14 protein-coding genes are annotated in these 13,473 nt (G+C 66.9%); 10 read left to right on the forward strand and 4 right to left on the reverse strand.

Translation table 11 applies throughout. From position 1 onward, the window contains the following. Positions 1-54: 54 nt before the first annotated feature. The 3 genes from RSO01_RS26935 (at position 55) to RSO01_RS26945 (ending at position 1,864) form a co-directional block, all read left to right on the forward strand. Positions 55-633: an HdeD family acid-resistance protein gene (locus RSO01_RS26935; protein WP_147153281.1), complete on the forward strand. Its 579-nt coding sequence runs from the start codon at positions 55-57 to the stop codon at positions 631-633. Between the two features lie 98 nt (positions 634-731). After that, positions 732-1,292, forward strand: coding sequence for an HdeD family acid-resistance protein (locus tag RSO01_RS26940; protein ID WP_147153282.1), 561 nt, complete (start codon positions 732-734; stop codon positions 1,290-1,292). 11 nt (positions 1,293-1,303) lie between these two features. Next, complete coding sequence (locus RSO01_RS26945; protein ID WP_147153283.1) at positions 1,304-1,864, forward strand: hypothetical protein; 561 nt, start codon at positions 1,304-1,306, stop codon at positions 1,862-1,864. A 3-nt stretch (positions 1,865-1,867) separates the two neighbouring features. Here the strand turns inward: RSO01_RS26945 and RSO01_RS26950 are convergent, their stop codons facing one another. Genes RSO01_RS26950 through RSO01_RS26960 form a run of 3 tightly spaced genes read right to left on the reverse strand, consistent with a single transcriptional unit; the run spans position 1,868 to position 6,065 of the window. Beyond that, the gene (locus RSO01_RS26950) at positions 1,868-2,461 is read right to left on the reverse strand and encodes a DUF938 domain-containing protein (RefSeq protein WP_147153284.1); all 594 of its coding nucleotides are present in this window, start codon (positions 2,459-2,461) and stop codon (positions 1,868-1,870) included. Continuing rightward, positions 2,458-4,758 (reverse strand): xanthine dehydrogenase family protein molybdopterin-binding subunit, encoded by a 2,301-nt coding sequence (locus tag RSO01_RS26955; protein ID WP_147153285.1) that lies wholly within the window; start codon positions 4,756-4,758, stop codon positions 2,458-2,460. The genes RSO01_RS26950 and RSO01_RS26955 overlap by 4 nt, the downstream gene beginning before the upstream one ends. Beyond that, on the reverse strand, positions 4,755-6,065 hold the full coding sequence (locus RSO01_RS26960; RefSeq protein WP_170303387.1) for an NAD(P)/FAD-dependent oxidoreductase: 1,311 nt from the start codon (positions 6,063-6,065) through the stop codon (positions 4,755-4,757). Before RSO01_RS26960 ends, RSO01_RS26955 begins: the two co-directional genes overlap by 4 nt. Before the next feature lie 39 nt (positions 6,066-6,104). Here RSO01_RS26960 and RSO01_RS26965 point away from each other — a divergent pair, with 39 nt between their 5' ends. Further along, complete coding sequence (locus tag RSO01_RS26965; RefSeq protein WP_147153287.1) at positions 6,105-7,694, forward strand: flavin-containing monooxygenase; 1,590 nt, start codon at positions 6,105-6,107, stop codon at positions 7,692-7,694. Positions 7,695-7,907: 213 nt separating this feature from the next. On the opposite strand, the gene ggt is transcribed toward RSO01_RS26965, so the two are convergent. Then, positions 7,908-9,515: a gamma-glutamyltransferase gene (gene ggt, locus RSO01_RS26970; protein WP_147153289.1), complete on the reverse strand. Its 1,608-nt coding sequence runs from the start codon at positions 9,513-9,515 to the stop codon at positions 7,908-7,910. Between the two features lie 133 nt (positions 9,516-9,648). Between ggt and RSO01_RS26975 the strand changes: the two genes are divergently transcribed. Genes RSO01_RS26975 through RSO01_RS27000 form a run of 6 tightly spaced genes read left to right on the forward strand, consistent with a single transcriptional unit; the run spans position 9,649 to position 13,410 of the window. Then, positions 9,649-10,185: an SRPBCC family protein gene (locus tag RSO01_RS26975; RefSeq protein ID WP_147153291.1), complete on the forward strand. Its 537-nt coding sequence runs from the start codon at positions 9,649-9,651 to the stop codon at positions 10,183-10,185. A 30-nt stretch (positions 10,186-10,215) separates the two neighbouring features. Beyond that, positions 10,216-10,857, forward strand: coding sequence for a YceI family protein (locus RSO01_RS26980; RefSeq protein ID WP_147153293.1), 642 nt, complete (start codon positions 10,216-10,218; stop codon positions 10,855-10,857). Beyond that, positions 10,854-11,312, forward strand: coding sequence for an SRPBCC family protein (locus RSO01_RS26985; protein ID WP_147153296.1), 459 nt, complete (start codon positions 10,854-10,856; stop codon positions 11,310-11,312). Before RSO01_RS26980 ends, RSO01_RS26985 begins: the two co-directional genes overlap by 4 nt. Further along, positions 11,309-11,767, forward strand: a complete 459-nt coding sequence (locus RSO01_RS26990) for an SRPBCC family protein (protein ID WP_147153298.1) — start codon at positions 11,309-11,311, stop codon at positions 11,765-11,767. The genes RSO01_RS26985 and RSO01_RS26990 overlap by 4 nt, the downstream gene beginning before the upstream one ends. A gap of 5 nt (positions 11,768-11,772) precedes the next feature. Next, positions 11,773-12,969, forward strand: coding sequence for a serine hydrolase domain-containing protein (locus tag RSO01_RS26995; RefSeq protein WP_147153299.1), 1,197 nt, complete (start codon positions 11,773-11,775; stop codon positions 12,967-12,969). A 15-nt stretch (positions 12,970-12,984) separates the two neighbouring features. Beyond that, positions 12,985-13,410: a VOC family protein gene (locus RSO01_RS27000; protein WP_147153302.1), complete on the forward strand. Its 426-nt coding sequence runs from the start codon at positions 12,985-12,987 to the stop codon at positions 13,408-13,410. The last annotated feature ends 63 nt before the right edge of the window (positions 13,411-13,473 follow it).

Below are 13,473 nucleotides of genomic sequence, written 5' to 3' on the forward strand. Positions count from 1 at the left end.
GATTTTCACGCCGTGCACAGTTGAGCGCGAACCCGTTGCGACGGAGGAGCGGACATGAGTACCGACTACACGGACGGCAAAGAGCGCCGTCACACGGCTGAGATCTTTCGCGACAACTGGCTCTGGCTGGTTCTGCTGGGCAGCGTGCTGATCCTGGCGGGCGCTCTCGCCATCCTGGTCCCGGCCGTCTCCGAGATCCCGGCCAGCAAGATTTTGGGCAGCGTGCTGGTCATCAGCGGCCTGGTGCAGATCATGCAGGCGGCCAAGATGCTGAACTGGATCGGCTTCATCTGGCACATGATGCTGGGTGTCCTGGCCACGATCGGCGGCATCCTGATCTACATGGATCCGTTTGCCGGCGTGCTGGCGCTCACGCTGCTGATCGCCATCATCTTCGCCGTTCACGGCCTGACGCAGATCGCCTTCGCCATCCGGGTGCGCAGCCAGGCGGGTTGGCACTGGTTCCTGGTGTCGGGCTTCATTGCCCTGATCGTGAGCGCACTCCTGGTGGCGAAGCTGCCCTACAGCCATTCCTTCACGCCGGCCACGATCGCGGGCGTGTCGTTGCTGTTCGCCGGCTGCGCCTACGTCGCCATCGCCTTGGCATCGCGGAAAGCCGCCGCCTCGACCTGACGCCATATTGGGACACCCGGCATAGCCGTGGGACAGAGCGTCAATGCGTTGACGATGGTCCTTCGTAGAATGCCCGGCAGACGAAGCCGGAGGGTTCCATGACGGTCGCTGATCAGGCTTCAGGCGCTGCAACCGAGCCGCTGCGCGCCAAGAGCGGTTGGATCGTGGCATTGGGCATCGTGTACCTGGTCGCCGGTGCCGTCGCGCTGTCGAGCGTCGCCATGGCCACGGTGATCAGCGTCTTCCTCGTCGGCGTCATGATGGTCGTCGCGGGTATCGCCGAGGTCATCAACGCCCTGCAGGTCAAGTCATGGGGCAAGTTCGTGCTCTGGCTGCTGCTGGGCGCGCTCTACGTCGTGGCCGGCATCCTGACCTTCGAGAATCCGCTGCTCGCGGCCAAGCTGCTGACCTTGCTGCTCGGCGCCTCGTTGATCGCCTCCGGCATCGTCAAGATCGTGCTTGGCTTCAGCATGAAGGCGGGATCGTCCTGGGGCGTCGTGGTGCTGGCCGGTCTCGTCACCGTGTTCGTCGGCGCGGTGATCGTGGCGCAATGGCCGGTCAACAGCCTCTACATCCTCGGCATCTTCCTCGCCGTCGATCTCATCTTCACGGGAGTCGGCTGGATTTCGATCGGCCTTGGCCTGAAGCCCCGTCCATAGGAGGTAATGCAATGACTAGATCACTGACCACATTGTCGCTCTGCCTGGTCGGCATGACGCTGGCGCCGGCGGTGCTGGCCCAGGCCAAGAGCTCGGTCGATGTGGCAGCCACCCAGGGCTCGCCGGAGTTCCGCGATCCCAAGACCGGCCAGGTCTGGACGCCCGAGACGGTCGGCCAGGACGGCCGGCCGATCGGTCCCGAGGACGCCGCCTTCGATCCGCGCGCCCAGGCGGCAACCATGCAGCAGGTGCTGCAGAAGGCGACGGCACGACCGGTCGGCTCGGTGCCGATCACCGCCGGACCCACGGTGCCGATCGTCGTCATGGAGAATCCGACCTTGCGCGCCATCCCCGGCCAGCGCTGGCAGGTGGTGATGTACCTGAACAACAACAGCGGCAACACGATCAACCCGGTCGTCGACTGCAACTTCACCAATGCCGGCAAGCCGGTCACCAACACGCGCGCCCAGGTCACGCCAATGGGGCCGGGTGTGCGCGCCGGCATCGCCGTCATGGGTCCGCGCACCAACTTCTTCGTCGACAAGGCGGCGTGCACGGTGGCCTCGCCCTAGGGCTCACGACCGCCGAAAGATGACGGACAGGTTGTTCGCCGGCATTCCCACGATCTCCGGCGCTGTGAAGCCCTCAGCCATCGCGAGCTCGGTCACGGCTTCGAGATCGCGAATGCCCCAGGCAGGGTCGCGCCGCCTGAGGTCGCGGTCGAAGGCCTCGTTGCTCGGCGCCGTGTGCCGGCCGTCGCGGCGAAAGGGGCCGTAGAGATAGAGCAGACCGTGATCCGGCAGGACGCGCGCCGCCCCTGAGACCAAGCCGACCGCCGCCGCCCAGGGCGCGATATGGATCATGTTGCAGCAGAGCACGGCGTCGGCGCGCTCGACCGGCCAGGCCGGCGCCTCGGCGTCGAGCGCCATCGCCGGCCGGATGTTTGGAAGCCCGCTGGTCTCGGCCCAGGCATCGATGCTGGCCAGCGCCTCGTGATCCGGATCGCTGGGCTGGAACACGAGCTGCGGCAGGTTGGCGGCGAAATGCACGGCATGCTCGCCCGAGCCGCTGGCGACTTCGAGGACGAGACCCTCGGCCGGCAGGTGCTGCTGCAGCACGTCGAGGATGGGCTGGCGGTTGCGCACCGTCGCCGGAGCATGGCGTTTCATCGGGCTGCCTGCATGGCCTGCCAGATGCGTGCCGGCGTCGCCGGGCCGTCGAAGCCCGTCACGCCGAACGGCGCCAGGGCGTCGACGATGGCGTTGGCGATCGCCGGAAAGGCGGCGATGGCGCCGGCCTCGCCGCAGCCCTTCACGCCCAGCGGGTTGGTCGTGCAGGGCGTGCCGTTGAAGCCCACGTCGAACGACGGCAGGTCGTCGGCGCGCGGCAGGGCGTAGTCCATGAACGAGCCCGCCACCATCTGGCCGGAGCCCGCATCGTAGGCTGCATGCTCCAGCAGCGCCTGGCCCGCGCCCTGGGCCATGCCGCCATGCATCTGGCCGGCCACGATCATCGGGTTGACCAGCACGCCGTAGTCGTCGACCGCCGTGTAGCGCACCAGCTCGACGCGGCCGGTGTCGCGGTCGATCTCGACTTCCACGACATGGGTACCGTTGGGAAAGGTCATGTGCTCGCGTTTCCAGTAGTCATAGGTGTCGATCGGCTCGCCTTTGTTGCGGCCCAGCGCCGCCACTTCGAAGAGGCCGATGGCGCGGTCGGTGCCCGACACGACGAAGCGGCCGTCTTCAAAGCGCATGTCGGCCTCCGACGCTTCCAGGGCGTCGGCGGCGAGGGCCAAGCCCTTGGCGACGATCTTGTCCGAAGCGCGCCAGATCGCCGTGCCACCCATGTAGGTCGCGCGCGAGCTGCCGTGGCCGCCGCCGTGCGCGATCAGGTCGGTGTCGCCCTGGCGGAGTCGGATGCGCTCGTTGGCCACGCCCAGGCGATGGGCCAGGATCTGGGGGAACGTCGTCTCATGGCCCTGGCCGATATGCTGCGTACCGGTGATCAGAGAGACCGTGCCGTCGCTTTCGAAGCGGATGTCGACATTCTCGTCCGGCGGGCCGCCCGTGCCCTTGATGTGATAGGCAAAGCCCAGGCCGCGCAGCCGGCCCGCCGCTTCGCTTTGCCGGCGTCGCGCGGCGAAGCCCGTGAGGTCCGCTCGTGCGAGAGCGGCGCCCATCGTCTCGGCGAAGCTGCCGCTGTCGACCTGGAAGCCGAAGACGTTGGTCATCGGCATGGCGTCGGCCGGCACCATGTTGAGGCGGCGCAGCTCGGCGCGGTCAAAGCCCGCCTTCGTCGCCGCGGCGTCGATCAGGCGTTCCAGGATGTTCACCGTCTCGGCGAAGCCCGGCCCGCGCGTCACGCCGATCGGTGCGGTGTTGCTCAGCACCGCGATGACGTGAAGCGCGATCGCCGGGATGCGGTACACCGTGCCCTGCAGATGGATGTACTGATAAGTCTGCACCGCGCCGCCGGCGCCGATCATGTAGGCGCCCAGATTGGCGACGCTGGTGACTTTCAGGGCGAGGAAACGGCCTTGGGCATCGAGCGCCAGCGAAGCCTCGGCCGTGGTGTCGCGCGCGGCGTGGTCGGACAGGAACACCTCGCTGCGGCTTGCAATCCATTTCACCGGCCGTCCAACGCGCCTGGCCGCCCACAGGACCAGCGCATGCTCGACATAGGCGAAGTTCTTGGCGCCGAAGCCGCCGCCGACATCGGGCGCCACGAAGCGCACATCTTTGGAGCCGACGCCGAGCGCGCGGGCGATGTGGTCGCGGTTGACATGGATGTTCTGGCTCGAGACGTGCAGCGTGTAGCGGCCGCTCGCCGGATCGTGCTGCCCGACGCCGCCGCGCGGCTCCATCGGATTCATGACGATGCGATGGTTGTCGAGCTTGAGCGAGATGACGTGCACGGCGCGCGCGAAGGCGGCGTCGGCGGCCTTCGCGTCGCCGGTATGCCAGTCGAGGCATACATTGCCCGGCACCTCGTCGGCAATCAGCGGCGCGCCGGTCGCGCGTGCCGCGTCGCCCGACGTCACGGCCGGCAGCGCCTCGTAGTCGACCTCTACCAGCTCGGCGGCGTCCGCCGCCTGCGCCTGGCTCTCGGCGACGATCAGGGCGACCGGCTCGCCCGCGAACCGCACCCTGTCATGGGCGAGCAATGGCTGGGGCGCGAAGGCGAACGGTTCGCCGGTCTGGATGTTGGCCTCGGCGTAGGGGCGCAGCGGCTTCAATCCGTCGGCCGCGGCGTCGGCCGCCGTCAGCACGGCGAGCACGCCCGGCGCCCGGCGCGCGACGGCGGTGTCGATCGAGCGGATGCGGGCATGCGCATGCGGCGAGCGCAGCACGACGGCGTGAGCCATTCCCGGAAAGTGCAAGTCGTCGAGATAGGCGCCATGGCCGGTCACGAACCGCGCATCCTCGCGTCGCCGCGGCGACGCCCCGATTCCATCCTTGCTCATGTGCGCAGCGACTCCGCGTTCTTGGCCTGTCGTTTTTCGTCCCACCAGTCGCTGGCCTGCAGCTTCCAATAGACGAGCTGTGTGCCGATGCGGCCCAGCGCGCCGCCGGCCCACGACGTGCCGAACGGCGCGAACAGGCGCCAGCGATCATCTTCGTGGGCGATGCCGGCGGCAACGGCGTCGGCGCCCGCTGCAGTCTGGGCCACGCCATGGCCACCGAACGCCGTACACGCCCACAGCCCGGGCTCGATCTCGCCGACCTGGGGCATCTTGTGCAGCGCGTAGCCCATGACGCCGGGCCAGGCATACTCGATCTCGATGTCGCCGAGCTGTGGATACACCGAGAGGATATCGCCTCGCATCATGGCGCGCAGCCGTGCCGGTTCGCGCGTGTCGGTGGTGATGCGACCACCCCACAGCAGGCGATCCTCGTCGACGATGCGATAATAGTCGCCGGCGCGGCGGGTGTCGCCGATGGCGCCGCGCCAGCGGATCGCCTCGCTGAGGCGCGACCCGAGCTTGCCGGTCACGGCGACATAGGTCGCGACCGGCAGGACCGCGCCGCTCAGCCGATGCACGCGGCCGAGATCGGCATTGCCCGCCAGCACGACATGCCGCGCCGTGATCTCGCCCATGGCGGTGCGCAGCTGCCATTCCGTGCCGCGGCGCTCCAGCGCCCGCGCTTCCGTGTCTTCATGGACCAGCACGCCGCGCTTCTCGGCGTCGGCCGCCAGCGCCAGCGCGAGGTTGAGCGGATGGATCTGGAACCCCGTCGCGTCGTGCAGCCCCTGGAAGTAGCGCTCGGTGACCAGCAGCGTGCGTATCTTGTCTGTTTCCCAAGGCTCGAACGTGGCGCCGAGCTTTTCGGCCAGCGCCCGCGACCGCTCGGCGAAGCCCGGCCCCTGATCGGTGCGCGAGACCGAGAGCCGGCCCCAGCCCATCATGATGTCGGGCCGCCCCATCTCCTTCAGCGAGGCGCGCACGATCTCCACACCGCGCTTCGACTGGGCATAGAGCTGGCGGGCATGGTCCTCGCCCAGCTGCTCGATCAGCGCGCCCGAGCGCAGGGCGAAGCCCGGCCCGACGAAACCGCCGTTGCGGCCCGAGGCGCCCCAGCCGATGCGCCGGCGCTCAAGCAGCACCACCTTCAGGCCGCGCATCGCCAGCAGCCGCGCCGTGTGCAGGCCGGCGAAGCCGCCGCCCACGACCGCCACGTCGGCAGCGACGCGGCCGGTGAGGGCCGGTCGCTCGGGGTTGGCATCTCGCGTGGCGGCATACCAGCTTGCGGGATAGTCGATGTCACTCATTCCGGCTAAGGATGGCATGGCGATTGGTCCGGAGGAACGATGTCGCTCGATTTCGATGCGGTAGTCATCGGCGCCGGCTTCGGCGGCATGTACATGCTGCATCGGCTGAGACTCAAGGGTTTCAAGGTGCGGGTCTTCGAGACCGGCAAGGGTGTGGGCGGCACCTGGTACTGGAACCGCTATCCCGGCGCGCGTTGCGACGTCGAGAGCGTGCAGTACTCCTACCAGTTCTCGCCCGAACTGCAGCAGGAATGGGAATGGACAGAGCGCTACGCCACCCAGCCCGAGATCCTGCGCTATGCTAACCACGTCGCTGACCGCTTCGACCTGCGCCGCGACATCAAGTTCGAGACCCGCATCACGAGAGCCACGTTCGACGAGGCGGCGCACGCCTGGACCGTCGAGACGGATAAAGGCGACCGCGTCACCGCGCGCTTCGTCGTCACGGCGCTGGGCTGCCTCTCGTCGCCGAACACGCCCAAGATCCCGGGTCTGGCGGACTTCAAGGGCCCGACCTATCACACCGGCAACTGGCCGCATGAAGGCGTCGACTTCACGGCCAAGACGGTCGGCGTGATCGGTACCGGCTCGTCGGCGATCCAGTCGATCCCGATGATCGCCAAGCAGGCGCGTCACGTCACCGTGTTCCAGCGCACGGCCAACTACACCATACCGGCGCACAACGGCCCGCTCGATCCGGACTATGTGCGCGAGGTCAAGGCCAACTACCCGGCGATGCGCAAGCGCGCCAAGACGATGCCGGCCGGCATCGATCTCAGGGTCAACATGGCCTCGGCCGTCGAGACGCCCGAGGCCGAGCGGCTGCGCGAATACCAGGGACGCTGGGACTATGGCGGGCTGGGCTTCATGGCCTCGTTCTCCGACCTGCTGCTGAACGACGAATCGAACAGGACGGCGGCGGAGTTCGTGCGCGGCAAGATCCGCGAGATCGTCAAGGATCCCGAGCTCGCCGCCAGGCTCTCGCCGCGCAACATCATCGGCTGCAAGCGCCTGTGCGTCGACACCGGCTACTGGGCGACCTACAACCAGCCGCATGTCAGCCTGGTCGATGTCGGCGACACGCCGATCGAGCGCATTACCGCCGGCGGACTACGCGCCAACGGCAAGGACTACCGCTTCGATTGCCTGGTGCTGGCGACCGGCTTCGACGCCATGACCGGCGCGCTGCTCAGGATCGACATTCGTGGCCGCGGCGGGCGCAGCCTGCAGGAGAAGTGGACCGAGGGGCCCAAGACCTATCTCGGCCTCACCATGGCGGGCTTCCCCAACCTCTTCACCATCACCGGGCCCGGCAGCCCGTCGGTGCTGACCAACATGCTGCCGTCGATCGAGCAGCACGTCGAATGGATCGCCGACTGCATCGAGCATGTGCGCTCGCGTGGCGCCACCCTGATCGAGGCGAGCCGCGACGCCGAGGAAGCCTGGGTCGGCCACGTCGGCGAGGCGGCCGGCGCCACGCTGCGCTCGTCCTGCAGCTCGTGGTACGTCGGTGCCAACATCCCCGGCAAACCGCGGGTGTTCATGCCTTATATCGGCGGCCTGCCGGCCTACATCGAACGCTGCGAGGCTGTGGTGAAGGCGGGCTACGAGGGCTTCGCCATCGTCTGACGCTGGGGCGCCCCACTCCAGTGGCGCGTCATGAGCGATGGACCAACCAAACAACATCACCCTGAGGAGCGTACGCAGTGCGCGTCTCGAAGGGTGGGCAACATCACGACTGGTTCCCATCCTTCGAGACGCATCGCTTCGCGATGCTCCTCAGGATGAGGTGGTTCTGGGTTTGCCAGCTCATGACGCGCCACTGGAGTGGCGCGTCCCCAGCTAACACCCAACCGCCTCTCCATCGCTGCGCGGGTCGGCGCCGCCCAGGCGCTCGCCGGTGGCGGGATCGATGGTGATGCCGTGGGCATGGCCTGCCGTCTCGTCCCAGTCGCCCCAGCGGTCGAGCAGGTGACCCCGCCGGTCCAGCTCGGCGATGGTCTCGCTGGGAAAGCGCGCCTCTATGTGCAGGGTGTCGCGCGGCTCGAGGAGGCCGAAGCGGCCGGAGAGAAAACGCGGCATGTCGAGCGCCTGCTGGATATCGAGCCCATGATCGATCAGGGCGCTGTAGACCTGCATGTGGATCTGCGGCTGGCCATCGGCGCCCATGCAGCCCACCGCGGCCCAGAGCTTGTCGTTCCTGAAGGCAAGTGAGGCGATCAGCGTGTGCAGCGGCGTCTTGCCCGGCTCGACGCGGTTGGGGCTCTTGGGATCGAGCGAGAAATAGGCCGACCGGTTCTGCAGCACCACGCCGGTGCGGCCCGCCACCACGGCTGCGCCGAAGCTGCCGTAGATCGAATGGATCAGCGAGACGGCGTTGCCCGCCTTGTCGACCACGGCGATGTACACCGTGTCGCCGGACAGGCTGCCATAGGAGGGGATGCGGTCCCACGGCAGGGCGCGCTCGGGATCCATCAGCGCCCGCCGTTCGTCGGCATAGTCCTTTGAGATCAGCCGATCCATCGGCACGTCGGCAAAGCGCGGATCGGCGAGATGCCGGTCGCGATCGTGATAGGCGATCTGCTTGGCCTGCACCATGAAATGCACGGCGTCGGGCCCGAGGAACGGCTTCTTATGCAGCTCGAAGGGTTCCAGCAGGTTCAGCATTTTCAGCACGGCGAAGCCTTGCGTCGGCGCCGGCGTCTCGTAGATCGTGACGTCGCGATAGCGGCCCATGAGGGGCTCACCCCAGCGCGCCGACTGCGCGAGAAGGTCGGCGGCGGTGAAGAAGCCGTCGTTGGCATCGGAGTAACGCACCAACTCGCGCGCCACCTCGCCGTCATAGAAGCCGTACCAGCCGTCGCTGGCGATGGCTTCCAAGGTGCGCGCAAGATCGGCGTTGGTCAGCGTCGGACCTTCCTTCAGGAAGATCGTCGCAGCTTCGGGACTTTTAGCCAGGTCCTGCCGTGTCGCGTCTCGCCAATGCGCGAGCCGCGCCGTCACCGGAAAGCCATCGCGTGCATAGCCGATGGCGCTCTCAAGGCAGCGCCTGAGGGGCAGGCGGCCATAGGCAGCATGCGCCATGCTCCAGCTCGCGACGGAGCCGGGCACGGTGAGCGTGCCCGGCAGCGGCCCGCGATAGGGCACCTCGTCGAGACCGCGACGCTGGAAGGCCTCGATCGTGCCGCGCGAGGTGGCGCGGCCACCGCCGTCGATGTAGCGCACGGCGTCGGCCGCGGCGTCGTAGATCAACCAGAAGGCATCGCCGCCCACACCGGTCATGTGGGGATAGAGCACGGAGAGCGCGGCGCTCGTCGCGACCGCGGCATCGACGGCCGTGCCGCCGTCGCGAAGAACGTCGGCGCCGGCTCGAGAGGCAAGCGCGTGCGGACTGGTCACCATGCCATGCGGCGAACGTGTTGCCGGGCGGCCGGCGCTGAATTCGATCATGATGATTTGGTGACTAACACATCCTCGTCAGGCCGAGGAGGGTTTGTGGCGGGACCGAATTTCTTTCATACAATTGACAGCATCGCGTCCGCTTTCTAATGCTTAACCCCAAGGTTAAGTGAAGGCTGCATCGATGCTGAAGACGTTTGCCATCATCGGCGCGATCGCCGTTGTCGTCATTGCCGGCATCCTGATCTACGCCGCAACCAAGCCCGATTCCTTCCGCGTCCAACGCGTCGTTCTCATCAACGCGCCACCGGACAAGGTTTTTCCGCTGATCAACGATATCAAGGCGTGGACCGCCTGGTCGCCCTACGAGAAGAAAGATCCGGCGATGAAGCGCACCTACGGTGCTGTCACTGCTGGCAAAGGCGCCACCTATGCCTGGGAAGGCAACAAGGAAGTCGGACAGGGCAGCATGGAGGTCGTCGAAAGCGGCCCGCGCAAGGTCCTGATCAAGCTCGATTTCCTGAAGCCGTTTGAGGCCCACAACATGGGCGAGTTCCTGATCGATCCGAAGGGCGACGGCACGTCGGTTACCTGGGCTACCTATGGACCCAGTCCCTATATCTCCAAGGTAATTGGCACGTTCATGAATATCGACGACATGATCGGCCGCGATTTCGAGAAGGGCCTGGCCGATCTCAAGGCCGCCGCCGAGAAGAAGTAATCAGCCCCCCGTCAAAGTCAGGAGTAGGCGATGTCTCGTGCATTGTGCGCGCTCGTTCTTTCGTTTGCTTTGTCTTCGCCGCTGGTTTCCGCCGTCCAGGCGCAAGGCACGCAGCCCAACGGCCTGCCGCCCGGCGTCTACATGGGTGAGGCCGACTACAAGCAGGCGCCCGCGGGCACCTATGCGATCGATCCCGACCATGCCTCGGTGATCGCCCGAGTCTCGCACCTGCGCTACTCCTGGAGCATCTTCCGCTTCGACCGCATCAGCGGCACTTTGAAGTGGGATCCGGCCGACACCGCCAATTCCTCGCTGACCGCCAAGGTCGAGACGGCGTCGATCACCTCCAACGTCAAGGATTTCGCCAAGGAGCTGTCGGGCAACAACTTCCTGAAGTCGGCGACCTTCCCCGACGCGACCTTCGTATCGACCGCTTTCCGGCAGATGAGCACGCGCCGCGGCAAGGTCGACGGCCAGCTCACGCTGATGGGCAAGACCAAGCCGGTAACCTTCGACGTCGAGCTGGTCGGCGCCGGCAAGGGCTTCGCCGATCGCCCGCGCATCGGCGCCAATGCCAAGGGCAGCATCAACCCGGTCGATTTCGGCCTGCCGCCTCTGTTCGGCGATTCGATCGAGATCGTGATCGACGTCGAGTTCCAGAGGGAGCCATGAACGTCGTCACTCGACCCGCGACCGAGCTCGTCATGAAGCGCGAGGTCGCGGCTCCGCGCGAGCAGGTGTTCGCCGCCTGGACCGATGTCGCCAAGGCTGCCCACTGGTGGGCGCCGCGCGGCTTCACGACGCTGTCCTGCGAGATGGATGTGCGTCCGGGCGGCGCCTGGCGGCGGCGCATGCGCGCGCCCGACGGTGCGTTGGTCACCAAGTACGGCGTCTATCGTGAGATCGCCGCGCCCGAACGCCTGGTCTTCACCTACAACACCGAAGGCTTCGGCGTCGACGATCCCGAAACTCTGGTGACCGTGACCTTCACCGATCTGGGCAATCGCACGCGGCTCACCTTGCGCCATACTCTCTTCGAGACCGACGCACAGGCCAGCGACCATGAGGGCGGCTGGACCGGCAGTCTGGAGCGCCTCGTGGCCTTCGTCGAACGGGTCGGGCCATGAGGGTCACGACGAGATCGGCGGCCTTCGAGCTCATCATGCATGCCGAGTTCGCGGCGCCGCGCGAAGCGGTGTTCGCAGCATGGACGGACAGGCGCCTGATCGCGCGCTGGTGGGCCGGCAAGACCTACACGACGCTGTCGTGCGAGATGGACGTCCGGCCCGGCGGCGCCTGGCGTCGCCTGCTGCGTCGGCCGGATGGAACGGTCCTCATCGAATACGGCACCTATCGCGAGGTCGTGGCGCCGGAGCGGCTGGTCTTCACCTACAACAGCGAAGGCGCCGATCCCGTCGAACCCGAGACAGTGGTGACGGTGACGCTGGCCAAGCTGAGCGGCAATCGCACACGATTGACGTTGCGTCACACGGGCATCGACAGCGATGCCGCGCACGCCATCCACGAGGCCGCGTGGTCGCGCTGCTTCGATCGCTTCACGAAGACCCTGCCGGAGAACTGAGGCAGATGGCTGCTCTGTCCATGACGAGATTGGTGCGCCTGCACGATGCCCTGGCGGCACACGTATCATCGACCGATGTCCCCGGCATCGTCGCCCTGGTGAGCCGCCGCGGCGAGACGCATGTCGTGACCCTCGGTCGCCGGTCGCTCGAAAGCGACGCGCCGATGACGCGAGACACGATCTTTCGCATCGCTTCCATGACCAAGCCGGTGACGGCGGTCGCCGCCATGATCCTGGTCGAGCGGTGCAGGCTCCGGCTGGACGAGCCGGTCGACACTCTGCTGCCGGAGCTCGCCAACCGGCGCGTGCTGAAGAGCCTCGAAAGCCCGCTCGACGATACCGTACCGGCAAGACGGTCGATCACGCTGCGCGACCTGCTCACCTTCACCTTCGGCCTGGGCGCGATCATGGTCTGGCCATCCAAGCACCCGATCCAGAAGGCGATGCAGGAGGCCGGAGTCGGGCCCAACCCCTATCTCGCGACCTTATCGCCGGATGAGTACATGAAGCGGATGGGCAGCCTGCCGCTCGCCTATCAGCCCGGCGAGCGCTGGCTCTATCACACCGGCTCGGAGGTCCTGGGCGTGCTGATCGCGCGCGCCTCGGGCCAGTCGCTGGGCGCCTTCATGCACGATCACCTGTTCGGGCCGCTAGGCATGCATGACACCGGCTTCCAGGTGCCGGCCGACAAGATCGGGCGGCTCGCCAGCAACTACATGACCGACCCGAAGGACAACACGAAGCTCGGCTTCTTCGACGACGCCCGCGACAGCCGCTGGAGCCGGCCGCCGGCCTTCGAATCGGGCGGCGGTGGCCTGGTCTCGACGGTCGACGACTATCTCGCCTTCCAGCACATGCTGCTGAACAAGGGGCGGCACCGCGGCGAGCGCATTCTGTCGCGCCCCTCGGTCGAGCTGATGATGACCGACCAGCTCACGCCGGCGCAGAAGGAGGGCACGGAGCTTTTCTTCGGCACGAGTGCGAGTTGGGGCCTGGGCGGTGCTGTGATCACGCGCCGCACCGATCTCTGGACGACGCCGGGACGTTACGGCTGGGACGGCGGCTACGGCAGCTCCGCCCATCTCGATCCAGCCGAGGACATCGCCGGGATCCTGATGACGACACGCATGATGGAATCGCCCCAACTGCCGCGCGTCTTCGCCGATTTCTGGACGTCCGCCTACCAATCCATCGACGACTGACCAAAGGAGAACGACATGACCGTGCAACAGACTGCTACCGTGCAGCCCTACCTCTTCTTCGACGGCAAGTGCGAGGAGGCGCTCGACTTCTACAAGGGCGCGATCGGCGCCAAGGTCGACATGATGATGCGCTTCAAGGAAGCGCCCGATCAAAGCCAGATGCAGCCCAACACGGGCGAGAAAGTCATGCACGCGGCCTTCCATGTCGGCACCACCCAGGTCCTGGCCTCGGACGGCCACTGTGCCGGCAAGCCATCCTTCCAGGGTTTTGGACTGGCACTCAACGCCAAGAACGACGCCGAGGCCGAGAAGCTGTTCGCCGCTGTCGGTAACGGCGGTCAGGTGCTGCAGCCGCTGACCAAGACCTTCTTCGCCTCCAAGTTCGGCATGGTGGCCGACAAGTTCGGCATCATGTGGATGGTGATCGCCGAGGCGAGTTAGGAGTCATGCCGGAGCGCGGACCTGCAGGTCCGCTCATGGTCTTCCGGACCGCGAGCCTCTGGC

This window comes from Reyranella soli (assembly GCF_007992495.1).
GTDB classification, from domain to species: domain Bacteria; phylum Pseudomonadota; class Alphaproteobacteria; order Reyranellales; family Reyranellaceae; genus Reyranella; species Reyranella soli.